The following is a 24,095-nucleotide window of genomic DNA, read 5'->3' as shown; positions in this document are numbered from 1 at the left end:
GCGCACGCAGCTGTTCAGGGTCACCTGTGCGAAATATCCCCTGACATTGCAAGTAATCGCCCTGGAAGCGCCTCCTTTACTCTGGTGACCGCAGATCACCGATCTGCGGTCACCAGCAATCGCAAGGAGCGAGCAATGTATTTTGAGATTTACAGACAAATCCGCGGCACTGTCCTGACTGGCAAGGGCCAATGGCGTTGGCGGTTGAGGGCAGGGAATCATGAAACGATTGCCAGCGGGGAGGCGTACGTCAACAAGGCCGATTGCCTGCATGCAATCAGTTTGATCAAGGGGACCTGCGAGCAGACCCCGATCAAGGAAATCTAGTTTGAGGAGGATGAAGCTGCTCGTTCAGGGCAGCTTTGTTTTCAATCTGCGTCAGGCTGTTGGACCTGAGTCGGATAGACGGCAGTCGCATCCGCTACCTAAACTGTCTGCAGATTTAGGGATCGGGGGGCAGTGGATGAATCGCAACGAACTTCGCAAGGCGGATATCAACCTGATGGTGGTATTCGAAACGCTGATGCTCGAGCGCAATGTCACTCGGGTGGCGGAGAAGCTGTTTCTCGGTCAGCCGACCATCAGTTCCGCGCTCAACCGCTTGCGTGCGATGTTCAATGACCCGCTGTTCATACGTGTTGGCCATCGCATGGAGCCGACGGCAAGGGCCGAAGAAATCATCAGGCACCTGTCGCCGGCGCTGGATTCGTTGTCCGTGGCCTTGAGCCTGACCCATGATTTTGACCCGGCCAGCAGCACGATGTCGTTCCGCATCGGGTTGTCCGACGATGTCGAGTTCGGCCTGTTGCCGCCACTGCTGCGAGCGCTGCGCCAGGAAGCGCCCAACGTGGTATTTGTGGTGCAGCATGTCGATTACTGGCGGATTCCCGATTTGCTGGCGTCCGGCGATATCACGGTGGGTATCAGCCAGACCCGTGGCTTGCCGGCCAATGCCAAGCGCAAGTTGCTGCGGCACATCCAGCCCAGCATTTTGCGCGCCGATGCCTCCGACACACCGCTGACCCTCGATGAATATTGCGCCCGGCCGCACGTGCTGGTGTCCCATACCGCCAACGTCAGTGGCTACGCCGACGAGTGGCTGGCGGACATCGGCCGAACGCGCCAGGTGGTGCTCTCGGTCCCGCAATACAGTTCTTTGCCGGCCCTGCTTGCCGGGACAGACCTGATTGCCAGCCTGCCGGACTACACCGCCGAGGCGATGGCTGCATCGGGAGTGCTGTTCAAGGAACCCTTTCCCATCCAGACACCCACCCTGGACCTGTCCATGGTCTGGCTCAGTCATGTCGATACCGACCCTGCCGAACGCTGGTTGCGCTCGCGCCTGGAAGCGTTCATGAGTGAGCGTGCCGTTTTGCCGCTGCCCGAATGAACAGGGCTGCGCTGTGCTATATGTACGATCTTTCCACCCACTTACAGGAACTGACTCATGCCTCACCTGCACATGGAATACACCGCCAACCTGACTGATCTGAATGCCGATGTGGCATTGATGCGGTTGAACAATACGTTGGTGGGTTCCGGTCAGTTTGCTGCCGAATTCGACATCAAGAGCCGCGCGGTCAAGGTCGAGACGTTCAAGGTCGGCACGGCACTGGCTGAGCGGGCGTTCGTGCATGTGAAACTGGCGCTGTTGAGTGGTCGTTCCTCAGAGATCAAGAAACAGCTGTCTGAAAGCCTGTTGGCGGTAGTGCAGGACCTTTGTGAGTGGCCGAGCAGCATTGAGGTCCAGTTGTGCGTGGAAATTCTCGACATCGATCGCGACTCCTACAGCAAGACCGCCATCAACAACTGAGTATCAGGCCGTTTCCTGCTCGACGCAGGCCCGGATCATTTGCGCTCGCAGCCAAATGTTGGCGCTGTCCTGATCGACACTTTGGTTCCACTGCATGTCGAGGCTGAAACCCGGCAAGCCTTCGGGCGCTTCACAGTGATTGAAGGTGTCTGCACTGGCCAGCAATCGCTGGATGCGCCGGGGCAGGGTCAGGGCATAGTCGGTGCCGGTAATCAGCTTCAGCGCTGCACTGTAGCTGTTGGCGCGTGCGACGATCTGGCGCTGTTGTGCCTGCTGCGCGAGCCAGCCGTCGACCATGTTGGTGGCGGACGTCCAGGGTGTCGGGAACACATGTCGACGTTCGACATAGGTTTGCAGGCTCAGGCGTGGTTCCGTCGGTGTGGCGTGCTTGTCGAAAACACACACCAGATCATCTTCGAGCAGCGTCTGCGATTTGAAGTCAACGTGACTGCGATGAAAGTTCGGGCCGAAGCACATCACCAGGTCGAGGCTGCCTTCGCGCAACGCTTCGGCTGGGATATCGGCCTGGAGTTTGAACACATTGACCATCACCGGAAGATCGGCGAGGTCGAAGGTTTTCAACAGGCGCGGCAGGATCAGTTGCTCGAAGTATTCCGGTGCGCAGATATTGAAGGTCACGGGTTGCAGGCCCGGATCGAATGTGGGTAAGCCTGCGTGACACAGATTGATGCTTTCGAGGATTTTCAGCACGTGAGGGTACATCGCGCTGGCCTTGCCGGTGGGCTGCATGCCATCGGTACGGGTATTGATGAACAGTTCGTCCTCGAAGCCGGTGCGCATTTTTTTCAGGCAGTAACTTACCGTGGACTGGCTGACGCAAAGCGTCTCGGATACGGCTGTGACGCTGTTCTGCTCATACACGGCGACGAACACCATGAGGTCCTGCATGTCGAGTTTTCTAAGCGAATTACTGTTCAGCATCCATGGCGTCTCGCTACGTCCCTTGCGCTGACCGTGTGCAAGGTGGGTGAATCATCCTAGCGGAATGAGCGAGCAGGGAAAACGCCTTGCAGGACGTTTCGCCCAAGACCCTGTCAACCCTGGACCATCGCCGACACGGCGCGGCGGCTGGACATCAACAGCGCGAACATGCCGAGGCCCACCAGCACCGCGCCGGCCATTTCCAGCGGCAGCGGCATCTGGCGCCCCCATAGCCAGTGAAACAAGGTGATGAACAGCGTACTCACGTAGATGTAGGAAATTACCGAGGACGGTGCGATCACGCCGATGGCCCGGTGCAGTAGCCAGAACGTCGCCAGAGTGGCGAACACCGCCAGGTACATCAGCCAATAGAAATCGTTGAGCGTCAGTAGTGATGCCGAGCGCCAACCGCCACTCAATCCACAGAACACCAGCAGAAACAGCGCACCGAACAGCATGTTCCAGAACGTCAAGGGCACCGGCCCGCGTCCCTTGAGGCTATCGGCTTTCAGGCGCTGGCTGAGGGGGGCATAGAGCGCCATCGCCAGGCAACCGATGCCGTACACCGTCAATGCATAGGGCGATGGCAACTCGCTGGGGCCGGTGCCTTTCATGATCAACAAAACTGCCCCAGCGGCGGCGAGCAGCATCGGCACAATCCGTCGTTTCAGACGGCTGTCAGGTGCCAACACGGCTTCGAAACCCAGGGTCATCAGTGGTACCAGCGTGAACATCGTCCCGGTATTGACGGCCGAGGTGTAGCGCAGTGCTTCGAACAGCGAACCGAAGTACAGCGCCAGCAGCAGGCCGAGCACCGCGTGACCGAACAGCGCGCGGGCGGTCATGACGGCATCGCTTTTGAGCAGTAACAGTGGCAGAAACACCAAGGCGCAAAACAGCAGGCGCAAACCGGTCAGCAGGATCGGGTCGATGGCCTGGCTGACTTGCGCCGCCGCGGAAAACGATGCGGCGATCAACAAGGCCCAAAGCAGCATGCTGGCGTGAGCGCCGGCAAAACCGGTGGTTTTCATGGCAGGCTCCGGATCAATGGATGTGGCGACTGTAGTGCCTTGGGTTGAAGCGCAAAACCATCAGCATCATCAGCGCCATGACCGCCGTCAGCGACCACCAGGCCCATTCAAAACTGCCGAGCCGGTCGCGGATGATCCCCGCCAGCAACGGCGACAGGCCGGCGATCAAGTAGCCGATGCCTTGCACGAATGCCGTCAGGCCACCGGCACGCACGGGATTGTCCAGGTGATCCAGCGATACGATCAGGCTCATCGGGAACAGGCCGCCAATGCCCAGCCCCAGCAGGCATGGCCATATCAGGCTCAAATGCCGTGGGCTCAGAATCAGTCCGCAGAAACCGGCGATGATCAGTGTCAGCAGCACCATCAGCACGACGCGGCGGTCGCGGCTGCGGTTGGCGATGACGGGCGTCAGCAGGCCCGACAGCACTTCCATGGCAGTCAGAAACCCGAGCAGCAATCCGGCATGCTGTTCGCTCCAGCCCTTTTCCACGTAGTACGGCGCCAGCCAGGCCAGAACACAGGTGTAGGACGCAGTGCCCAGGCCGAAGAAAATAGCGAGTAACCACGCGCGGGAATTGGCGAAGTACGAACCTTTACTGCATGCCCTCGAGTCCAGTGTCGGCATCCCCGCGCTTTGCCTACGCCAGAAGAGCAACGCCAGCACGGCGAGAACGGCCCAGATCGCCAGGCCCATACGCCAGCTGCCGGTACGCTCCATCACCAGCGGCGCAAAGGAAGCACCCATGGCGGCACCGCCCATGATCGACGTGACGTAGAGTCCCATGCACAGGGCAACGTGGTCGCTGAAGCGGGATTTGATCAGCGCCGGCATCAGGGCCTGGATCAAGGCGATCCCGATACCTGCCAGCACTGCGCTGAGGAGCAACTGCGCGGCTGAATCAAGGAACAACCGCGAAAATGTGGCCGCGCCGATGATCAGCAACGAGAACACCACCGTGCGCTGCTCGCCGAATCGCTGGCTGACGCGCAGGCCTACAAACATCGCCAGTCCCATGGCCGTCACCGGCAACATGGTCAGCAGGGAAGCCTGGCTGAAGCTCAGCGCAATGTCGTCGCGAATCGCCGACAGCAGAGGCCCGACAGCCGCCATGGAAGGGCGCAGGTTCAGGGCAACCAGGACAATGCTGAACATGAGCCAGAGGGCAGGGCGGGAAGTGGCTCGGGTGTTTTCCATGATCGGACCTAGAACAATAGGGTTCCGATTAGGCGCGCGTGGCCTGGAGGCGGCAAATCAGAAATTCCGGCGAAGTATTTAGAAATTAAATACATGTCGCAGCTAAATGTTTAGCCAGACGATATCCAAGGTTCTTCAAATCCTGATTTAACGACTTAAGCTGTCGTGTGACGCTGCGGGTCATCTGTTTTCTGCGGTTCTCTCTATGGACGGTTGGCCAGTCGCAATCCACCTCAAGGCATCCATCGACGCTCGGGCGTCGAGCCTTGGTCGTCGATTCACGCCCGCCACCGCGCCAAACCTCTCTGCACTTCCGTCTGAACTGGCTTTCTGGGCGCTGTGGCATTGCCGCCATGCGCGCCCGCCGGATTCCTGCTTTTTCCGCTGATTGTTCCTACATATTCCGCTCGATGGCGGGATTAACGTGCGGGTGCTTTTGGGTGCCCGTCTGACACGGAAAAAGAGAGTTCCCATGAGTTGTGCCACGACCTCGTTTGCCACCCGACAAGAAGCCCTGACCTTTCTGGAGCAGAACCCGGACATTGAAATGTTCGAGCTGTTCATCCTCGACAACAACGGTGTGCCACGGGGCAAGTTGCTCCATCGTGACGAGTTGTTGGCGGTGTATGAAAGCGGGCGGCCATTGCCGAGCACCATCCTCGGCTTGACCATCAACGGCGACGACGTGGAAAACTCCGGGCTGGTCTGGGACGTCGGTGATATCGACTGCCGGGCCTACCCGGTCAGCGGCAGCCTCACGCGTATGCCGTGGCGTCTGATACCAACCGCAGCCGTGCAGGTCAGCATGCACCCGACGGAGGGAATGCCCGCCACCATTGCCGATCCTCGTCATTTGCTGGCCAAAGTCATCGAGGGTTTGCAGGCCGACGGTTATTACCCGGTCATGGCAGCGGAACTGGAGTTCTACCTGCTCGATCAGCAACGCGACAGCAATGGCCGACCTCAACCGGCACGGGATGTCGATGGCGGGCGTCCGCACGGTACCCAGGTCTATGGGTTGCGCGAGCTTGAACAGATCGAACCATTCCTGGCCGATCTCTACAGCGCCTGCAAGCTCCAGGGGATTCCGGCGCGCACGGCCATTTCCGAATACGCGCCGGGGCAAGTGGAAATCACCCTTGAGCACCGCTCCGACGCGCTACAGGCGATGGATGAGGCGGTGCGCTACAAGCGTCTGGTCAAGGGGGTGGCGCACAAGCACGGCATGACAGCCTGCTTCATGGCCAAGCCTTTCGATGACCTGGCCGGCACCGGGATGCACATGCACGTGAGCCTGGCGGACAAGGACGGTAACAACCTCTTCGCCAGCCAGGCCCCGGATGGAACGCCACTGCTCAAGCAGGCCGTCGCCGGCATGCTCAGTACCTTGCTCGATTCGCTGTTGCTGTTCTGCCCCAACGCCAACTCCTACCGTCGATTCCAGGCCAATAGCTATGCGCCCCTGGCGGCCACCTGGGGCGTGGACAATCGCACCGTGAGCCTGCGCGTACCTGGCGGGCCGGCGTATTCCCGGCACATCGAACACCGAATCTGTGGCGCAGATGCCAACCCCTATCTGGCGGCTGCAGCAATTCTGGCCGGTATTCATCGCGGTATCCGCGAACAGCTCGATCCCGGTGCGCCGGTGGAAGGCAATGGCTATGCCCAGGCTGCGAAACTGTTGCCGACAGACTGGCTGACCACCTTGCGATCGCTGGAGGGTTCAAGTTGGGCCAGGGAAGCCTTCGGCGGCGAATTCCTCGGCGTCTACCTTGCGGTGAAGCGCGCTGAATATCGTCAATTCATGGGGGAGGTCGGTGAGCAGGACTGGCGCTGGTATTTGCATCAGGCCTGAGTCGGATCTGAATCAGGGCTGAACCATTCTCAAATGCTCTGTAAGTGTAAGGCGGGATAAATAAGCCAACTAATTGTTGGCTTATTTTTCACAAAAAATTGATGGTTGGCTACCTAAAATCAGGGCTGTCTCGGTAAATGAAATTTTCACATTTGTCGGAGACACCTTTTTCAGGACCCGCCGAAACTCATGCTTAAGATTAAATCCGTGCGCCCCGAATGGGTGACGCTGATTGCCAGTGCATTTTTGTTAGTTGGCTTCAATTATGTACTCTGGCAACACCTGTTCGAAATCACCGCGTCCGATGGCAAAGGCATCGTCATGCGCGTGGCCTTCGGGGTGATGATCTTTGCGGCTTTCAACATTGTGCTGACCCTGCTGGCATTCCGGCCGCTGCTCAAGCCGGTCCTGACCCTGCTGTTCATGACCAGCGCTGGCGCGGCGTATTTCATGAGCCAGTATGGTGTTCTGATCGACACCGGCATGTTGCGTAACTTCGCTGAAACCAATGCCACGGAAGTGCGTGACTTACTGTCGCTCAAATTATTTGTTTATATTTTTCTGCTCGGCGTTTTACCGTCCTGGCTGTTGTGGAAGATGCCGATTAATTATCGTCGTTGGCACCGTGAACTACTCAGTAAAGTTCTGGTGGCGTTTGCCTCGGCAGCGGTCATTGGTGGTGTTGCACTGGTTAACTATCAAGGCCTGTCTTCGCTGTTTCGCAATCACCACGAGTTGCGCCTGATGGTGGTGCCAAGCAATTACATTGGTGCCTCGGCTGGTTTCTTGCGTGAGCAGGTCGCGTCTGCACATCAACCTTTTGTGAAGCTCGGTGAAGATGCCCGGCGCAATCCGGCCTGGCAAACTCACGGGCGCAAATCCCTGACGGTGCTTGTCGTGGGTGAAAGTGCCCGGGCGGAAAACTTCGGCATCCTTGGTTACAACCGTGACACCACTCCGAAACTGAGTAAGGAAGATGGCCTGATCGCTTTCACCGACGTGCATTCCTGCGGTACTGAAACTGCCGTATCGGTGCCTTGCATGTTCTCCAACATGGGGCGCAAGGACTACAACGCCAGCAAGGCAAAGAACGAAGAAGGTCTGCTGGACGTGCTCAAGCACGCGGGTATCGACGTGATCTGGCGTGACAACCAGTCTGGCTGCAAAGGTACGTGCGATCGCGTCACCCTTCAGGACGTCAGCAGTCTGAAAGATCCGGCGCTGTGCGCCAACAGTGAATGCCGCGACGAAATCCTGCTGCAAGGGCTGCAGCATTTCATCGATACCCTGGACAAGGACACGGTACTGGTCTTGCACCAGATGGGCAGCCACGGTCCGGAGTACTTCAAGCGTTACCCGAAAGAGTTCGAGCGCTTCACCCCGGTTTGCGAGAGTAATGCCCTGAACAATTGCAGTCGCGAAAGTATCGTCAACGGCTACGACAACACCCTGGTCTATACCGACCATGTGCTGTCGACCTTGATTGATCTGCTGCGCAACAACCAGGACAAAGTGGATACCGCGATGCTGTATCTGTCGGACCACGGCGAGTCCCTGGGTGAGTACAACTTGTTCCTCCACGGCACGCCTTACATGCTGGCACCGGAGCAGCAAAAGCATGTAGCCATGTTTGCCTGGTTCTCCGACAGCTATAAAAAATCGTTTGCGGTAGATACCCGCTGCTTGCAACAGAGCCGTGAAAAATCCCTGAGCCAGGACAACCTGTTCCATTCGATGCTTGGGCTGCTGGAGGTCAACAGCAAGGTCTACAACCAGGATCTGGACATGTTTGCAGGATGTCGTGGTCCAGTGACCGACGGCGTGTTGGCCAAGGATTGAGCACTCCCATTCTGTTTCTCGCGGCGGCCGCCGACCTGCGGTCAGTAGAACTTTTACCAAGAGCCATTGCACATGTCCGCTCAGCCCCCATCCGCCATCGAGCTTGAGATCGCCCGGCGCTACGACCAGGAGCACGCGCGCGTCTGCCTCCGGCCGCAAGCACCGGATCTGGGCGGGCGTCTGGCGCTCTGGCGTGAGGAGCGCCTGGTGCACAATGCACTCAAGGTCGCTGGCGAGCCTGGCTTGATCCTTGATGTGGCTTGTGGTGTGGGGCGGTTTTGGCCAGTGCTGGCCGAGCACGCGAATCGGGTGATCCTCGCGACGGATCCGTCCCAGGACATCCTCGATCATGCCCGGACACATCATTCGCAGAGCCTGTTGAAGCGGGTCAAGACCTTCCAAAGCTCCGCGTTCTCGATTGGCTTGTCGGAGAACGCGGTTGACTGCATTTTTTGCATGCAACTGTTCCAGCACCTCCATAACCCGCAACATCGTCTGGCGATGCTGGGCGAGTTTTACCGGGTCAGTCGCGATACGGTGATTGTCGCGGTGCGCCTCGACGGTCTTTTCAAGGGCGCGCGTTCGGGTGTGGAAGGGCCGTTACCGAGCAAGACCGAGGTGGAAAGCGAGTTCAGGCAGGCGGGTTTCCGTTTGCTCAGCCATCAGGACTTTTTCCCCGGATGCGCGCGCATGCGGGTCTACGTGCTGGGTAAGACCAGCTAGCTCGGCTTTGTAGGACTATTCTTTATGTCACGCAGTAATTTTCGCTAACGCTCTTGTTCAGTGGATGCGCGGAAATCGCCGGGGGCGATATATACTGCGCGCCATTCTTCAAGGGAGAGCCGTGTGGCCATCGATATTCACTGGATTCGCGACAACGATAGCCTCGGACGGTTGTGCGCCGAGTGGCAGCAGTTGCCATTCGTTGCCCTCGACACCGAATTCATGCGGGTCGACACCTTCTACCCAATCGCCGGCCTGCTGCAGATCGGTGATGGCGTTCGCGCCTATCTGATCGACCCGCTGACCATCGACAACTGGCAGCCATTGGCCGCGTTGCTGGAAAACCCGGCGGTGCTCAAGGTTGTCCACGCGTGCAGCGAAGACCTCGAAGTCCTGCTACGCCTGACCGGCAGCCTGCCGGCGCCGCTGTTCGATACGCAGCTGGCTGCCGCTTACCTGAACCTCGGTTTTTCCATGGGCTATTCGCGACTGGTGCAGGAAGTGCTCGGCATCGACCTGCCCAAGGGTGAAACCCGTTCCGACTGGCTGCAACGTCCGCTTTCCGAAACCCAGATCAGCTATGCCGCCGAAGACGCCGTGCATTTGGCTGAAGTTTTCGTAAAGCTGCGTCCAAAGTTGTCTGACGAGAAATACGCCTGGGTCCTGGAAGACGGCGCCGAACTGGTGGCCAACCTGCGCCGCGAGATCGATCCGTATGAGGTCTATCGCGATGCCAAGCTGGCCTGGAAGCTGTCCCGCGCCCAACTCGCCGTTTTGCGTGAGCTCTGCGCCTGGCGCGAAAAGGAAGCCCGGGTCCGCGATCTGCCGCGCAACCGGATTATCCGCGAGCATTCGTTGTGGCCGCTGGCGCGTACGCAACCGGATAACCTCGGCGCCCTGGCGAAAATCGAAGACATGCACCCGCGTACCGTGCGTCAGGACGGCGAGTTTCTGCTTGATCTGATCAAGCGCTCTGGCAGTGTGTCGCCTGATCAATGGCCGCCAGCCGTGCCGGAGCCGTTGCCGGTGGATGCTGCTGCGTTGCTCAAACAAATGAAGGCCATAGGCCAGGCCGAAGCCGAGCGCCTGAACATCGCGCCGGAACTGATGCTGCGCAAGAAAACCCTGGAAGCGTTGCTTAAAAGTGGCTTCCCCAATGGTCCCTACCAATTGCCTGATTCGCTGCGTGGCTGGCGCCGCGAATTGATGGGCCAGGCGCTGCTCGACAGCCTGGCCACCGCCGGAGAACAGCCTTGAAACGTATTTGTTCCATCTATCGCAGCTCGAAGAGAAACGAAATGTACCTGTATGTGCTCAAGAGCGATGCTCTGGAGCGCGTGCCGGAGTCCCTGATGGCAGCCTTCGGCAAGGCTATCCACGCGTTCGACCTGGTGCTGAGCCCCGAGCGCAAACTGTCGCGCGAGGACATCACGGTCGTGCTGGATAACCTCGAAAAACAGGGCTATCACCTGCAAATGCCACCTGCCGAAGACGAGTATATCGAGCACCTGCCGGAAGAGTTGTTGCGTCGCAACGATCCGATGTGAGCGGCAGACAGACTCTGTTCAGCGTGGTTATGAAACACTGATTGATTTTAGCGATTGGCAGCATCGGCGGAGCACTTGCTCCGTCGGCGGCCGTCTGCACCGTTTTTGAAAGGTTTGAAGCATGCGCGTCCTGATTGCTGAACACGACCACCCCGTGTACGCCCAACTGTTGCGCGAGGCGGCACCGGATCTGGAGGTGCTGACCAGCGGTGATTCCGCCGAACTGGCCAGCCAGGCCGCCGATTGCCCGGTGTGGCTCGGCCAGCCTGATTTGCTGGCGACCCTGTTGCGCCAGGGCCATCAACCGCAATGGCTGCAATCGACCTGGGCAGGCATCACGCCGCTGCTGGCCGATGGTTTGCCGCGGGACTATCGGCTGACCCGTGCGGTCGGAATCTTCGGCCAGGTCATGGCCGAGTACGTGCTCACGTATATGCTTGGTCACGAACGTGAAGTACTGGCGCGACTGGTCAGCCAGGTCGAGCGCAAGTGGGACAGTCGCCAGGTCCAGAGCCTGGCGGGACGCAAGGTGTTGATCGTCGGCACCGGTGATATCGGTCAAAGTGTCGCGCAGTTCCTCGTGCCGTTTGGCGTCGAGTTGTATGGCGTTGCCAGCACGGCGCGGGAGCAGGCACCGTTTATCGAGGTCGGTTCACTGGCGGATCTGCCGCGGCTGGTCGGCGAAGTCGATTACGTGGTCAATTTGCTGCCGAACACCGTGGAAACCCACGATATCTACGACGCGGCGCTGTTCAAGCAATTCAAACCGACCGGGTTGTTCATCAACGCCGGACGCGGTGTGGCGGTGGTCGATGCGGATCTGGTGGAAGCCTTGAAGGAAGGTCATCTGGCGGGCGCAGTGATCGACGTGTGCCGTCAGGAGCCCTTGCCCCAGCGTCATCCGTTCTGGACGGCCTGGGGCCTGTTGCTGACCGGCCACAGCTCGGCACCGACTTCGCCTGCGATGATGGTGAAGCTGTTTGTCGAGAACCTGCGGGCGTATCAGGCAGGAGAGGCGTTGCGCGGGGAAGTGGATTTCGATCGCGGGTACTAAGGCGCAACGAAAAAAGATCGCAGCCTGCGGCAGCTCCTACAGGGTTATGTGTACACCTGTAGGAGCTGCCGCAGGCTGCGATCTTTTGCTGTTAGAGGGTGAAGTCACCTTCAGCCGCCAACTCACTCAACGGACGACGCGGGCTTGGTTCTTCGCGGGCTTGCAGGTAATCCGCCAGGCTCGCCTTGTCCCCCAGCTTACCCACCGCGACGGCCGCGTGCAGGGCGTAGCCTTCAGGAATGTTCAGCTCTTTGCGGGTCAGCTCCTGGTCGAAGCCGGCCATGCCGTGGGTGTGCCAGCCGCTCAGGCTCGCTTGCAAGGCCAGGTGGCCCCAGGCGGAACCGGTGTCGAAGGTGTGCCACAGGGCCGGGGTTTCTTCGGTGGCGCCAGGCGCGGTGAAGGTGGTTTTCGAAATCACGATCACCAGGGCCGACGCATGTTGAGCCCAGCTGCGGTTGAATTCGTTCAGCAGGCCCAGGTAACGCTCCCAGTTCGGCGTGTCGCGACGTGCGTAAAGGAAACGCCAGGGTTGCGAGTTGTAGGCCGAGGGTGCCCAGCGGGCGGCTTCGAAGAAGCTCAGCAGGGTTCGCTCTGGAATCGTTTCGCCAGTGAAGGCACGGGGCGACCAGCGCTCGGTGAACTGAGGGTGAATGGCGTAATCGGCAACGCGTGGGTTGGCACTCATCAAGAGATTCCTGGCTACGTTTGAAAGTGGGAGCAACGCAAAACCCTACTTGGCGGCGCAAAAACTGACAAGCCCGTTCTACCGACAGTCGCCAATGCTTGGCCCAAGGGGCTACGGGCACTAGACTGGCGGCCTTTTCACCACCTGATGTCGATACTCGAACCATGGCCGCCAAAGTAGAACCGTTCTGGATACGCAAGACCCTCGATCAACTCGATCAGGAGGAATGGGAGTCGCTGTGCGACGGCTGTGGATTGTGCTGCCTGCAAAAGCTTGAAGACGAAGACGACAACAGCGTCTATTACACGCGCATCGCCTGCAAGTTGCTGGATCTGAAAACCTGTCAGTGCAAGGACTATCCCAACCGTCGTGACTCCGTGCCGGACTGTATCCAGCTCACGCCGGGCAAGGCCGACGAATTCAAATGGCTGCCGCCGACCTGCGGCTATCGCCTGGTCAGTGAAGGCAAGGACCTGCCGTTGTGGCATCACCTTGTGTGTGGTGATCGCGATGCCGTTCATCACGAGCGGATTTCCCAGTCCGGGCGCATGCTCGCCGAAGGCAGCGTGCCGGAGGATGACTGGGAAGATCACCTGATTTTCCGCGCAGGCTGACTGCCTGAAGTTCAACGTTTCACGAAGGAGTGTGTATGGCTGTGGGATGGCGGCAGGCGTGGGTCGTTGGATTACTGGCCGTGAATTCGCCCGTATGGGCTGCGAACAAGGTCAATCTGGATTACCACGTGCGCCTGTTGCCCCAGAGCGATCAGGCCGAAGTGCGCCTGACGCTCGCCCAGGGCTCGGCGGTACGCAGCCTGGATTTCGACCTCGGCGATGGCAGCCACTACAGCGATTTCAAGGCTGACGGCCAGTGGCAGATGACCCCCGGCAAAGCGGCGCGCGGTGTGTGGCATCCGGCTGCCGACAAGGCCAGCCTGACCTACCGCGTGAACATCAGCCACGGGCGCAAGAACGGCAGCTTTGACACGCGCATGACGCCAAACTGGGCGTTGATGCGCGGCGACGATCTGGTGCCGGCTGCCAGACTCGATCAACAGGACGGCATCGAACTGGTTGCACGCCTGGAGTTCGAGCTGCCCGGTGGCTGGAAAAGCATTGAAACTGCGTGGCCACGAATCGGCCCGAATAAATTCCGTATCGACAACCCCTCCCGACTGTTCGACCGGCCCACGGGCTGGATGCTCGCTGGCCAGCTCGGCAGCCGCCGTACCCGTCTGGGCGAGACCGAGGTCACCGTCGCCTCGCCGCTGGGGCAGGGCATGCGCCGTATGGATGTGCTGACGCTGCTGACCTTCGTCTGGCCGCAAGTGCAGGCGCTGTATCCGCGACACCCGGGCAAACTGCTGATCGTCGGGGCCAATGACCCAATGTGGCGCGGCAGCCAGTCGGCGCACGAGTCGATCTACCTCAACAGCCGTCTGCCATTGGTCAGCGAAAGCGGCACCAGTGCCCTGGTCCGCGAATTGGCCCAGATGTTCGGGCGGATCAAAGGCACCCAGCGCAGTGACTGGATCAGCGAAGGCTTTGCCGAGTATTACGCCATCGAACTGATGCGCCGGGCCGGCGGCATGAGCGATGAGCGCTACGAGAGCCTGCACGGCAAACTGGTCGGGAGCAGCCAGAAAGTCACCACGCTGCGTGGAGATCAGATCACTGCTGTTCAGGTGACCAGGGCGGTGGTGTTGCTGCAGGAGCTGGATCGTGAGATTCGCCTGAAAACCCACAACAAGCGGTCGCTGGATGATGTGCTGCGCGGGGCGATGCGGCAGGGGGTTATCGATACCCAGGCGTTTGTTCAGCTCAGCGAGAGCGTGATCGGTGGTTCTTCAAAAGTGCTCAGTACCGAATTGATTCAGTAATACCGCCATTCGCGAGCAAGCCCGCTCCCACATTTGATCTGTGCCAGACACAAAACCAATGTGGGAGCGGGCTTGCTCGCGAAGAGGCCAGTGGCTTCAGCGCAAATCCCGATTCAACCCCCGGTCTTCGGTGACCTCAAGGAATCATTGCCGGTAACGGTGGCGGTTTTGGTCGCCGCCTCGGCATTGGCCTTCAACTGGCTCAGTTCTTCCCCCGCCCGCTGGATTTTCGCCCGCACGTTGTTCATGTCCTGACGGCCCTTTTCCAGCAGGCTTTTCGCCGAGCTGTGGCCGGTAATGCCACGGGCCAGGGCCACGCCGCCGATGGCTACCTGGATCAGGCCGAAGATCCCGCCACGTCGCAGCCCCTTGCCCACCATCACCACGCCACCGGCCAGGGAACCGATGCGCTCCCAGCCCTGCACATTCTGCTCGGAAGGGCTCTGGAACGGGGTGGATTCGATACGCTCGACGCGTTTGAGTTCGCTCATGGTCTGTCTCCAGGCTTCAGGGATCGATAGTCAAGCTGACAGCCGGGGCGGGCAGCTCGTTCAATCGGATGTGCGGCGATTAGCGGAATTTTGGCCCGGAGCGGGTATTGAGCCCCTTGGACATGCGGTCGTAGAGCACGACGTTGACCGTGGCGGCCAGGTTCATGCAACCGGTGGTCGGAATGTAGACCACGTCTTCGCACCAGTCGCGAATCTCTTTATCCAGCGATCCGTCTTCCGGGCCGAAGATGTAGAGCGCGCGATCCGGGTGGGTATATTCCGGCAACGGGCGGGCGCCCTCGACCAGTTCCACGGCGACGGGCACACAGTTGAGGGGCAGGATTTTCTTCAGGTCGTCGATGCCGATCAGCGGGATGTCGTAGTGCACGCGCTTGGTATCGGTGACGAAGTCGGCCGCGCGCTCATAGCGCTTGCCGGTGTAGAACACTGACGCCACGCCATAGCAGCCAGCGGCGCGCATCACCGAACCGACGTTCTCCGGTGATTTGGGGTTATACAAACCAATGCAGCTGTACCGTTTGTCTGCCACGAGCGGGGTGCCTTTCGGGAAAAAAGCGCGATTATACGGGGATTGGGGCGGGGGTGTTCGGTTTGAGATTGGTGGCGAGTGGACGTCCGTCTTCGCGAGCAAGCCCGCTCCCACAGTTGACCGAGGTGTCCGGACGGACGCGATTCAATGTGGGAGCGGGCTTGCTCGCGAAGAAGCCAATTCAGGTACCGAAGAACTTCAGTCTTCTTTCTTCATCAACCCTGCCAACGCCGCAAACGGGTTGTGCGTGGCCTTCGCGATTTTCGGCGTGCTCAGCGAGCCTTCGTCGAAATACTGCTGGTCGGTATAACGCGAGTGCTCGTTATCGTGGCAGTACAGGCACAACAGCTCCCAGTTCGAGCCGTCCTGCGGGTTGTTGTCGTGGTTGTGGTCGCGGTGGTGCACGGTCAGTTCGCTCAGGCGCTTGCCGGAGAATTCACGGGCGCAACGGCCACAGACGTGCGGGTACATCTTCAGGGCCTTGTCGCGGTAGCCCATTTCCTTGTCGCGCTGGTTGTCGGCGAGGATGCGATCCAGCTTCGAAGTGTTGGTCGGGGTGGACGAACTCATGGGTTCACCTTTGTAGAAAGACTAATGACGGTTATAGGGTGAAGTTTAGCCTAGCCCTTGAGCTTCTCGGCAATCCAGATGGTGTGGCGGGTGCCCTTGTTGCCGTGGGCGAAGACCTGTACTTCCTCGGCCTTGAAACCCGCTTTTTTCAGTTTGTCGGAAAATTGCCGGTCAGCGCTGGCCGACCACACGGCCAGCACGCCTTTTGGTCTCAGGGCCTTGGCGCAGGCGCTCAGGCCGCCGGCGGAGTACAGCCAGCTGTTGGCTTTCTGGGTCAGGCCTTCGGGGCCGTTGTCGACATCGAGCATGATGGCATCGAAGCCTTGGGGCTCGGCCTGCAGGACTTTGGCCACGTCCTCCATGCGAATAACGGTCCGCGGGTCTTGAAGCGGGTTTCCGGCTTTTTCGCCGAGTGGCCCGCGATTCCATTCCACGACGCCAGGCACTAATTCAGCGACCACCACTTCGGCGGTCTTGCCCAGATGCTTGAGCGCCGAAGCGAGGGTGAAGCCCATGCCCAGGCCGCCGATGAGCACTCGTGAATCTGGTCGGCCGGCGACTTTGCGGCACGGGATCTCGGCCAAGGCATCTTCGGAGCCGTGCATGCGCGTGTTCATCAATTGTCCGCCGTCGCCGCCCTGGATCTTGATGACAAAATCCTCGCCGTATTCGAACAGGCACAGGGCGCCGCCGTTTTCAGGGATGGGGGTGGTGTCCAGCAGAACGAAACGTTTCATGGGGCTCACTTGAAGAAAATTGGCAGAACTCGGGAGGGCAAACAGACGCAGTTGGGAGTAGCCTGTTCATGACGACAAGGCCAACGGAGCCATTGATGAAGCGCACCATTCTAACGGTCATTGCCCTGGCCGCGCTCTCGATAACTGCAGTGCAGGCTCAACAGCTGCAATCGATTCCCGTCAGCCCCGCGCCGATGCCCGGTTCGCCCGGTACCGCGACGCCTACACCGTACCCGCAGATCACCCCGGCGCCTTTGCCTAGAGTCGGCCCCGGCAGTAGCGGTCCGCCGTTGGTGCCGATCGAGATGCCGAGCCCGCCGATCAAGGACCAGCCCGTGCCGGGCCTGGAGACCAATCCGCCGAAAGCCAAGTCACCGGGTGGCTAGACCTGCTGCGAAAGCAGTTGGCCGTCGGCCATGCGCAAGCGTTTGGAGAGGGACACGGCGAGGGCGCGGATGATTTTGGCGGCGATTTTCGGTGCGTCGTTGAGCATCTTTTCCAGCGAGTCCTTACCCAGGTTGAGCAACTGGCAGTTGCTCGCGGCCACGCAACTGGCCGAGCGCCGTTCGCCATCCAGCACGGCCATTTCACCGAATGAGCGGCCGCTGCGTAACGTGGCGATGGTGACTCGCTGCCCGTCAGCGTTGGTTTTTTGCACCGCCACCTGACCGGTGTGGATGATGCACATGAAACTGCCGGCATCACCCTCCTGGAAAATCTCCTCGCCCTGGGCAATGGTGCTGATACTGAAATAGCCCGAAGCCGCGGCGAAGTCCGCCGGCAGCAGTTGATTGAACAGGCCGCAATCCATCAGCCAGTCGCGAATTTCGTTGTTCAGAAAGGTTGGTTCAGACATGTCGTCACGGTCTTTTTTGTAGTGTCTGTTGTTCCGGGGTTGAGCCGTTCTTATGGGGATATGCAGTGTATCGGCCTGTCTTGTGCGGAATTAAGACCGGTTCGTCGGCCCAAGTTCCTCAGGCAATGCCTAGAACCTTGAACAAAAATGCATATTCGAGTGCTACGTCACGCAATCCCTGGTATCGACCGCTCATCCCGCCATGCCCGGCACCCAGTTCAGTCTTGAGCAGCAGGGGATTGCTGTCGGTCTTGGTTGCGCGCAATTTCGCCACCCACTTGGCCGCTTCCCAGTACTGCACGCGGCTGTCGTTGTAGCCAGCGATCACCAGGGTCGCCGGATAAGCTTGCGCGGTGACGTTTTCGTACGGGGCGTAGGCCTTGATCCGATCATGGACGTCCGGTTCTTCAGGGTTGCCCCACTCGTCGTATTCCGTCACGGTCAAGGGCAGGTCAGGGTCGAGCATGGTGTTGAGTACGTCGACGAACGGCACTTCGGCGATGGCGGCGCCAAACAGCTGCGGCCGTTGGTTGAGCACCGCGCCGATCAGCAAGCCACCGGCGCTGCCGCCACTGATCGCCAACTGCGCTGCAGTGGTGAAGCCTTGGGCGATCAGGTGTTCGGCGCAGGCGATAAAGTCGCTGAAGGTGTTGTGCTTGTGCTCCTGCTTGCCGGCGCGATACCAGGCTTCCCCCAGTTCGCCGCCGCCACGTACGTGGGCAATGGCAAACGCCATGCCGCGATCCAGCAGGCTCAGGCGCGCATGGGAAAACCATGGGTCGAGGCTTTCGCCGTAAGCACCATAACCGTAGAGGTACAGCGGCACGGGTTTGCCCAGGTCTGCGCGTTTGATCACCAGGCTGATGGGCACTTGCGTGCCGTCTGGCGCGGTGGCCCACAGGCGCTGGCTGACGTATGCGTCGGCATCGAACGGGCCGAGCACCGGGGTTTGCTTGAGGACTTTCTGCTCGCCGGTCGCCAGTTCAAGCTGACGGATTTGCGCCGGACGGTTCAACGCTTCGTAGCGCAGGCGAATACGGTCGCTTTCGAACTCCAGGCTGTTTTGCACATGCAGGCTGTAGGCCGCATCCGGCAGTTGCACGCGATATGGCGCCCGGCCTTGTGGGTGAACTTCAATGACCGGCAAGCCGCCAACCCGCAGGCTCAGGGTCATGGCCCCGGTGTTCAGGCTGATCCCGTCGATCATCACCGTGTCGCTGTGGGGGATCAGGTTCTGCCAGTCGGCTTCGGTGGGCGCGGCGCCGGTATCGGCGGCGGTGTATAAGGCGAAATTGATGCCGTCACGGTTGCTGCGAATGAACCAGGTCCATTGGCCGACTTGTACGCCGTGGTCGACGTCGTACTCATGATCCTCGACCCGTGGCGCGATGCAGGTAAAAGCGTGCTGCGGCTGGTTGGCGTCGAGGACCCAGGCTTCGCTGGTGGTCTTGCTGCCCACGGACAGCAGCAATTGCTGCTCGGAGCTTGAACGATAGCAATGCATGAAGAAGCGCCCGTCCGGCTCATGGAACACTTCTTCGGCCGCCGTGCCGTCCAGGCGATAGCGATACAGCTTGTGCGGACGATGGGTGTCGTCCAGCTCGCCGAAGAACAGCGTCAGGCTGTCGTTGGCCCAGGTCATGCTGCCGTCGCAGTCCTGGAATTCCAGTTCACTGACACGACCATCGGACAATTCCTTCACGAACAGCGTGTAAATCTCATCGCCCGTGGAGTCGATGCTGTAGGCCAGGCGCTGATGGTCCGGGCTGATGCTGAACGCACCCAGGGAAAAGAAGCCGCCCTTGGCCAGTTCGTTGGGGTCCAGCAGCAGTTGTTCGCGGCTTTCGTCGAGGGTCAGGCTGTCATCGGCCGGGCGCGGGCAGCGGTAGTGCCGGGCGTACTCATCGCCCGCCGTGGTGCGGGTGTAGTAAAGATACGGTCCCCACGGCGAGGGCAGGGACAGATCGGTCTCGAGAATCCGCCCCTTGATTTCCTCGAAAAGGGTTTCGCGCAATCCGGCCTGGTCGGCGGTTTGCGCCTCCTGATAGCTGTTTTCGGCTTTCAGATAGTCGAGTACTGCCTCGGTGTCGCGCTCTTGCAGCCAGGCATACGGATCGGAGCCTTCAGCCTTGCGGGCAATCGGAGCGTCGTGAATGGTGGCGGATAGGGGCATGAAGGGCTCTCGAACAGTGTACGGAATAGGGGCTTGGCAACCTGGATAGCACCCGACAGTCAGGCATTGATGCAGCCTGACGGGCGAAAAGCCGTTATCATAAGCGCCTCTTTGCCTGCCTTGCCATGGACACCATGACCGAGAACGACTATCTGATCGCTTGGGGCCTCTACGCCTTCGCCGCTTTGGGCTGCCTGTTGGTGTGGATGCGCTTGACCCGCTGGATGTGGCGTTGGCTGCGCGAGCCGCTGCGGCTGGCGATGGCCGTGCTGCTGTTCAGCCCGACCATCATCGACCCGGTGAAGGACAAAGTCGCACCGGCTGTCGCCATTACCGCACTCGACCTGCTGTTCAAGGTCGGCAACAACGCCTGGCGGGCGATTTCCGATCTGTTCATGTACAGCATGATCGCGTTCGGCCTCTATCTGGTGCTGGTGGCGATCCGTTTCCCTATCGAACGCGCCTCCAACGCCCGCAAGGAACGTGAGGCCGCCACCAAAGCCGCCGCCCGTGCCGATGAGCCCGAGGACGATCAACCGTTTGGCGGTGCCGGCGATGATCGTTACGGTCGTCCGCCTGTGCCGAGCAGCCCTCAGCGGATGCGAGTCGAACCCCGTCTGTAACCTTGCCCCTGCGATTGAGCGAGAGTCCGAGCATGTGTGAGTTATTGGGCATGAGCGCCAATGTCCCGACCGATATCGTGTTCAGCTTCACCGGGCTGATGCAGCGCGGCGGGCGTACCGGCCCGCACCGCGATGGCTGGGGCATCGCCTTTTATGAAGGCCGTGGGCTGCGGCTGTTCCAGGACCCGGCGGCGAGTTGCGAGTCGGAAGTTGCGAACCTGGTGCAACGCTATCCGATCAAGAGCGAAGTGGTGATCGGGCACATCCGCCAGGCCAATGTCGGCAAGGTCTGCCTGTCCAACACGCATCCGTTCGTCCGTGAGCTGTGGGGGCGCAATTGGTGTTTCGCCCATAACGGCCAGTTGGCGGACTTCCAGCCAGTGGCCAGTTTCTATCGCCCGGTCGGCGATACCGACAGCGAAGCGGCTTTCTGTGATTTGCTCAACCGTGTGCGTGCGGCGTTTCCCGAGCCGGTCGAGGTCGAAGCCTTGCTGCCTGACTTGGTGGCCGCTTGCGCCGAGTACCGCAGCAAAGGCGTGTTCAACTGTTTGCTCAGCGACGGCGACTGGCTGTTCTGCTATTGCTCGACCAAGCTGGCACAAATCACCCGTCGCGCACCGTTTGGCCCAGCGCGCTTGAAAGATGTCGACGTGATCGTCGATTTTCAGGCCGAAACCACGCCGAACGATGTGGTGACCGTCATCGCCACCGAACCCCTGACCGAAAACGAAACCTGGACCCGTTACGAACCGGGTCAATGGAGCCTGTGGCGACGCGGCGAATGCGTCAGCCAGGGCCAGACCGAATAAGGACTCCTTGCATGTTGCTCAGTTATCTACGGCTGGTGTTGTTCGCGGCGGGCCTGTTGATCGGTGTCCAGGTGCCGGGCTTCATCAGCGATTATGCCAAACGGGTCGAGGCGCACCTGATCGAGGCGCAGACCAGCCTGAGCGGCTTCCAGAACACCGCCAATCAGTTCTTCAAGGGGGACATGCAAGCCTTGGTGGCCCACTACCGCGCGAGCGAAGACCCGATATTTCGCAGTGACGCCGACAGCCTGAGCAACCTGCTGACCCGTCAACTGGCGCTGGACAAGCAATTCCAGGCGATGCAGGGCCCGTGGTACATCCGCTTCCTGCAGGTGATGCTGGCTGCCGATCCGGATATCCGCAAGGAAACCTGGAATGGCTACAGCTACCAGATCCTGTTGACGCCCGAAGCGATGGTCTGGGGTATGAGCGGCGCGTTGCTGCTGTCGTTCGGGATCGAGTGCCTGTTCCGGCTGATTGACTGGGTGGTGTTGGGCGGCAAGCGTCTGCGCCAGAGTCGGCCGATCGAAGAGCGGGATTTGCGCGGCTTGTAACACCCTTGAGCGTCAAGGAGCCGGCAAGCCGGCTCCTTGTTTGATTACCAATCTATCGAATAGGTCATGCTCAAGGTACGCCCTTCGGCGTTGGGGTAGGGCGCTCTGGCGTTGGCCTGGGCGAACAGGTTGACGTATGTGCGGTCGGTCAGGTTGTACACCCCGCCTTCCAGGCGACCGACCGGTAAGTCCACGGAGCCGAGCAGGTCCACCAGCGTATAGCCTTCGATGTCGCGCCCGTTGTTGTCCTTGGCGGCGGCGTCGTAACTGGCCAGGTGCATGCCTTGCAGACGCAGGGAGTAGTCGTCTTCGGTGTAGCCGACGAACAGCGTGGTCTTGGCCGGAGAAATGCGTGTCGCCGGCAGATCGATCCATTTGCCGTTCTGCTGGGTTTCGCCTTTGGCCCAGGCATAGGTGCCACCCACCGACCAGTGATCGGTAGCGCGGTAGGTCAGGCTGTTTTCGATGCCGCGAACCCGCTCCTTCTGGTTGATCAGACGCAAGACACGTTCATTGGCATCGTAGAACTGAGTCACGTCCGAGGTGTTTTCATAGACGGTGACGTCGGCCTGCCACTGGTCCCAGTCACCGCGCCAGCCCAGCTCGTAGCTATCGACCTTGATGGCCTGGGCGTTGAGGCTCTGGATGTCGAAGGTGCTGCTCACGTCACGCAAGAAGCGCTGGATGTCCGGCAGCGAAAACCCCTGGCTGTAATTGGCGAAGACGTCCTGATGTTCACTCAGGTGATAGACCGCGCCCAGGTTATAGAGCGTGGCATCGTATTTGAGGGTGTCACCGGGCAGTATGGCGCGTACGCCGGTCTGGACGATCTGACCGTAGGCGATGCTGTCGGAGACCTCGCTTTCGATCCATTCGCGGCGCACGCCGCCACGCAAGGTCCAGTCTCCGATGTCCCAGGACATCTGCCCGAACAGCGCCTTGGTGGTGGTTTCGATATCCGGGCCCAACTCGTAAGTGGTGCCGGTCTTGGTGTAGGTCAGCCCATTGAGGGTGTATTGGTCACCGCGCTGGCGGGACCGTTCGTGATCATAGTCGGCGCCCCAGACCAGGTTGCCCGTGGCGCTGCCGATGGCCGGCAACGGCGTGTCGATGGCTGCACGCAGGCCGTACACATCCTGCACGCTGTTGTTGTCGGAGATCCCGGCCTTGCCCCGCGACAGGTCCGGAAAGAACAGCGCGTCGGCCCGGCGCCAGTAGCTTTCCACTTGCAGGCCCTGGCCGTAGAAGTCGTTGTCGGTGTAGTTGAGGTTGGCCGCCTGGTTATGGGTGTAGGGCTGGTCGTCGAGTTTCAGTCCTTTGACCGCCACGGCCTCTTGCCGGTTGTTCGGGTCTTTTGTGTAGCCGGTGTCCTGCTGGTCCTTGTAGTCCTGCAGCGACAGGCTGAGTTTTTTGTCGGCATCCAGTTCGTAACCGAAACGACCTTGCAGGTCATAGGTGTCGGTGTCCATGTTGCTGCCCTGGGATGTGTCCTGAGGGATGCGATTGCCGTTGCCGTCGTACTGATCGTTGCGCTGGGTCAGGTCGGCGGACACATACCAGTCCAGGGCATCCTTGCGCCCGGTCGCACTCTGAAAGGCCTCGTAGGCGAAACCCTTGCTGTTGAGGTTGTTGCCGGTGGTCAGGCCCAGTTTACTGCTGTAGGCGAGGTCCTGACCCTGATTGCGCTTGGTGATGATGTTGATGATGCCGCCGGAAGCACCGGCGCCATAAATGCTGCTGGCGCCGGAAACCACCTCGATACGTTCGATACTGGCCGGTGCGATGCTGTTGAGCTGGCGGAAGTTGTCACGCGTGGCGTTCTGCGACACGCCGTCGATCAACACCAGCATGTTGCGCCCGCGCAGGGTCTGGCCGAAGTTGCTCATCCCGCCGCTGGACGGCGCCAGGCCGGGAACCAGTTGCCCCAGGATGTCGGAGACCCGACGCCCGGCGCCACTCTGTTGGCGGATCTGTTGTTCGTCGATCACCTGGACCGAGCCTGGAATCGAGGCAATGGTCGCTTCACTGCGCGTCGCGGAAACGACGGTGGCCTGCATGTTTAAGGTGCCGGGTTGCTGGTCGGTGTCTTCGGCCCAGGCCTGGGCGCCGACGGAGCCGAGCAACGGAATCAACAGGGAAAGTTTGGTTCGGGTCATGAGGTGGTCT

At 60.1% G+C, this 24,095-nt stretch carries 26 protein-coding genes; 15 read left to right on the top strand and 11 right to left on the bottom strand.

Annotated elements, in window-relative coordinates; genetic code table 11:
- Nucleotides 1–135 precede the first annotated feature (135 nt).
- From ACM6IT_RS13380 to ACM6IT_RS13370, 3 genes are all read left to right on the top strand, one after another.
- The gene (locus ACM6IT_RS13380) at nucleotides 136–327 is read left to right on the top strand and encodes a YegP family protein (RefSeq protein WP_056721298.1); all 192 of its coding nucleotides are present in this window, start codon (nucleotides 136–138) and stop codon (nucleotides 325–327) included.
- A 136-nt stretch (nucleotides 328–463) separates the two neighbouring features.
- A complete protein-coding gene (locus tag ACM6IT_RS13375) occupies nucleotides 464–1,390 on the top strand; it encodes a LysR substrate-binding domain-containing protein (protein WP_056721301.1) in 927 nt (308 codons plus the stop codon).
- Nucleotides 1,391–1,447: 57 nt separating this feature from the next.
- Nucleotides 1,448–1,813 (top strand): 5-carboxymethyl-2-hydroxymuconate Delta-isomerase, encoded by a 366-nt coding sequence (locus ACM6IT_RS13370; protein ID WP_414913202.1) that lies wholly within the window; start codon nucleotides 1,448–1,450, stop codon nucleotides 1,811–1,813.
- A 3-nt stretch (nucleotides 1,814–1,816) separates the two neighbouring features.
- Here ACM6IT_RS13370 and ACM6IT_RS13365 read toward each other — a convergent pair whose 3' ends face one another.
- From ACM6IT_RS13365 to ACM6IT_RS13355, 3 genes are all read right to left on the bottom strand, one after another.
- Entirely contained in the window at nucleotides 1,817–2,755 is a 939-nt protein-coding gene (locus ACM6IT_RS13365; RefSeq protein WP_414918158.1) for a LysR substrate-binding domain-containing protein, read from the bottom strand.
- Between the two features lie 113 nt (nucleotides 2,756–2,868).
- Entirely contained in the window at nucleotides 2,869–3,786 is a 918-nt protein-coding gene (locus ACM6IT_RS13360; protein ID WP_056721307.1) for a DMT family transporter, read from the bottom strand.
- A 13-nt stretch (nucleotides 3,787–3,799) separates the two neighbouring features.
- Nucleotides 3,800–4,984 (bottom strand): cyanate transporter, encoded by a 1,185-nt coding sequence (locus ACM6IT_RS13355; RefSeq protein WP_414918157.1) that lies wholly within the window; start codon nucleotides 4,982–4,984, stop codon nucleotides 3,800–3,802.
- 472 nt (nucleotides 4,985–5,456) lie between these two features.
- Here ACM6IT_RS13355 and ACM6IT_RS13350 point away from each other — a divergent pair, with 472 nt between their 5' ends.
- The 6 genes from ACM6IT_RS13350 (at nucleotide 5,457) to ACM6IT_RS13325 (ending at nucleotide 12,002) form a co-directional block, all read left to right on the top strand.
- Entirely contained in the window at nucleotides 5,457–6,839 is a 1,383-nt protein-coding gene (locus ACM6IT_RS13350; protein ID WP_414913204.1) for a glutamine synthetase family protein, read from the top strand.
- 189 nt (nucleotides 6,840–7,028) lie between these two features.
- Entirely contained in the window at nucleotides 7,029–8,678 is a 1,650-nt protein-coding gene (locus ACM6IT_RS13345; protein WP_414918156.1) for a phosphoethanolamine transferase, read from the top strand.
- A 72-nt stretch (nucleotides 8,679–8,750) separates the two neighbouring features.
- Nucleotides 8,751–9,401 carry a class I SAM-dependent methyltransferase gene (locus ACM6IT_RS13340; RefSeq protein WP_056721314.1) on the top strand — a complete coding sequence of 217 codons (651 nt, stop codon included), beginning with the start codon at nucleotides 8,751–8,753 and terminating at the stop codon, nucleotides 9,399–9,401.
- 123 nt (nucleotides 9,402–9,524) lie between these two features.
- Nucleotides 9,525–10,658 (top strand): ribonuclease D, encoded by a 1,134-nt coding sequence (rnd, locus tag ACM6IT_RS13335; protein ID WP_056721316.1) that lies wholly within the window; start codon nucleotides 9,525–9,527, stop codon nucleotides 10,656–10,658.
- Nucleotides 10,655–10,948 (top strand): YcgL domain-containing protein, encoded by a 294-nt coding sequence (locus tag ACM6IT_RS13330; protein ID WP_056721318.1) that lies wholly within the window; start codon nucleotides 10,655–10,657, stop codon nucleotides 10,946–10,948. Before rnd ends, ACM6IT_RS13330 begins: the two co-directional genes overlap by 4 nt.
- A 121-nt stretch (nucleotides 10,949–11,069) precedes the next feature.
- Nucleotides 11,070–12,002 carry a D-2-hydroxyacid dehydrogenase gene (locus ACM6IT_RS13325; RefSeq protein WP_414913206.1) on the top strand — a complete coding sequence of 311 codons (933 nt, stop codon included), beginning with the start codon at nucleotides 11,070–11,072 and terminating at the stop codon, nucleotides 12,000–12,002.
- A gap of 91 nt (nucleotides 12,003–12,093) precedes the next feature.
- Here ACM6IT_RS13325 and ACM6IT_RS13320 read toward each other — a convergent pair whose 3' ends face one another.
- Nucleotides 12,094–12,687 (bottom strand): nitroreductase family protein, encoded by a 594-nt coding sequence (locus ACM6IT_RS13320; protein ID WP_414918155.1) that lies wholly within the window; start codon nucleotides 12,685–12,687, stop codon nucleotides 12,094–12,096.
- Nucleotides 12,688–12,851: 164 nt separating this feature from the next.
- Between ACM6IT_RS13320 and ACM6IT_RS13315 the strand changes: the two genes are divergently transcribed.
- Together ACM6IT_RS13315 and ACM6IT_RS13310 are read left to right on the top strand one after the other, a co-directional pair.
- Nucleotides 12,852–13,301: a YcgN family cysteine cluster protein gene (locus ACM6IT_RS13315; RefSeq protein WP_095945369.1), complete on the top strand. Its 450-nt coding sequence runs from the start codon at nucleotides 12,852–12,854 to the stop codon at nucleotides 13,299–13,301.
- 35 nt (nucleotides 13,302–13,336) lie between these two features.
- Complete coding sequence (locus ACM6IT_RS13310) at nucleotides 13,337–14,566, top strand: hypothetical protein (RefSeq protein ID WP_414918154.1); 1,230 nt, start codon at nucleotides 13,337–13,339, stop codon at nucleotides 14,564–14,566.
- A gap of 113 nt (nucleotides 14,567–14,679) precedes the next feature.
- On the opposite strand, the gene ACM6IT_RS13305 is transcribed toward ACM6IT_RS13310, so the two are convergent.
- The 4 genes from ACM6IT_RS13305 to ACM6IT_RS13290 form a co-directional block, all read right to left on the bottom strand.
- The gene (locus ACM6IT_RS13305) at nucleotides 14,680–15,057 is read right to left on the bottom strand and encodes a DUF2892 domain-containing protein (RefSeq protein ID WP_414918153.1); all 378 of its coding nucleotides are present in this window, start codon (nucleotides 15,055–15,057) and stop codon (nucleotides 14,680–14,682) included.
- 79 nt (nucleotides 15,058–15,136) lie between these two features.
- A complete protein-coding gene (locus ACM6IT_RS13300; RefSeq protein WP_007993783.1) occupies nucleotides 15,137–15,607 on the bottom strand; it encodes an RNA methyltransferase in 471 nt (156 codons plus the stop codon).
- Between the two features lie 198 nt (nucleotides 15,608–15,805).
- Nucleotides 15,806–16,177 carry a YajD family HNH nuclease gene (locus ACM6IT_RS13295; protein ID WP_007898702.1) on the bottom strand — a complete coding sequence of 124 codons (372 nt, stop codon included), beginning with the start codon at nucleotides 16,175–16,177 and terminating at the stop codon, nucleotides 15,806–15,808.
- A gap of 50 nt (nucleotides 16,178–16,227) precedes the next feature.
- Nucleotides 16,228–16,914: a spermidine synthase gene (locus ACM6IT_RS13290; protein ID WP_056721332.1), complete on the bottom strand. Its 687-nt coding sequence runs from the start codon at nucleotides 16,912–16,914 to the stop codon at nucleotides 16,228–16,230.
- Nucleotides 16,915–17,009: 95 nt separating this feature from the next.
- On the opposite strand from ACM6IT_RS13290, the gene ACM6IT_RS13285 reads away from it, so the two are divergent.
- Entirely contained in the window at nucleotides 17,010–17,300 is a 291-nt protein-coding gene (locus ACM6IT_RS13285) for a hypothetical protein (protein ID WP_056721335.1), read from the top strand.
- On the opposite strand, the gene ACM6IT_RS13280 is transcribed toward ACM6IT_RS13285, so the two are convergent.
- On the bottom strand, nucleotides 17,297–17,770 hold the full coding sequence (locus ACM6IT_RS13280; protein WP_056721336.1) for a cyclic nucleotide-binding domain-containing protein: 474 nt from the start codon (nucleotides 17,768–17,770) through the stop codon (nucleotides 17,297–17,299). The two genes, ACM6IT_RS13285 and ACM6IT_RS13280, sit on opposite strands and share 4 nt — an antisense overlap.
- 118 nt (nucleotides 17,771–17,888) lie before the next feature.
- On the bottom strand, nucleotides 17,889–19,943 hold the full coding sequence (locus ACM6IT_RS13275; protein WP_414918152.1) for a S9 family peptidase: 2,055 nt from the start codon (nucleotides 19,941–19,943) through the stop codon (nucleotides 17,889–17,891).
- A gap of 125 nt (nucleotides 19,944–20,068) precedes the next feature.
- Here ACM6IT_RS13275 and ACM6IT_RS13270 point away from each other — a divergent pair, with 125 nt between their 5' ends.
- Genes ACM6IT_RS13270 through ACM6IT_RS13260 form a run of 3 tightly spaced genes read left to right on the top strand, consistent with a single transcriptional unit; the run spans nucleotide 20,069 to nucleotide 21,929 of the window.
- Nucleotides 20,069–20,566, top strand: coding sequence for a hypothetical protein (locus tag ACM6IT_RS13270; protein WP_056721340.1), 498 nt, complete (start codon nucleotides 20,069–20,071; stop codon nucleotides 20,564–20,566).
- A gap of 32 nt (nucleotides 20,567–20,598) precedes the next feature.
- Nucleotides 20,599–21,375, top strand: a complete 777-nt coding sequence (locus ACM6IT_RS13265; protein ID WP_414913211.1) for a class II glutamine amidotransferase — start codon at nucleotides 20,599–20,601, stop codon at nucleotides 21,373–21,375.
- An 11-nt stretch (nucleotides 21,376–21,386) separates the two neighbouring features.
- Nucleotides 21,387–21,929, top strand: a complete 543-nt coding sequence (locus ACM6IT_RS13260) for a DUF2937 family protein (RefSeq protein ID WP_056721343.1) — start codon at nucleotides 21,387–21,389, stop codon at nucleotides 21,927–21,929.
- A 44-nt stretch (nucleotides 21,930–21,973) separates the two neighbouring features.
- Here ACM6IT_RS13260 and ACM6IT_RS13255 read toward each other — a convergent pair whose 3' ends face one another.
- The gene (locus ACM6IT_RS13255) at nucleotides 21,974–24,085 is read right to left on the bottom strand and encodes a TonB-dependent receptor (RefSeq protein ID WP_414918151.1); all 2,112 of its coding nucleotides are present in this window, start codon (nucleotides 24,083–24,085) and stop codon (nucleotides 21,974–21,976) included.
- Between the last annotated feature and the right edge of the window lie 10 nt (nucleotides 24,086–24,095).

The sequence above is a fragment of the Pseudomonas sp. IT-P4 genome (assembly GCF_949767755.1).
GTDB lineage: Bacteria > Pseudomonadota > Gammaproteobacteria > Pseudomonadales > Pseudomonadaceae > Aquipseudomonas > Aquipseudomonas monachiensis.
The sequence above is the reverse complement of the archived record's forward strand: the minus strand, read 5'-3'. Positions and strand labels throughout refer to the sequence as shown.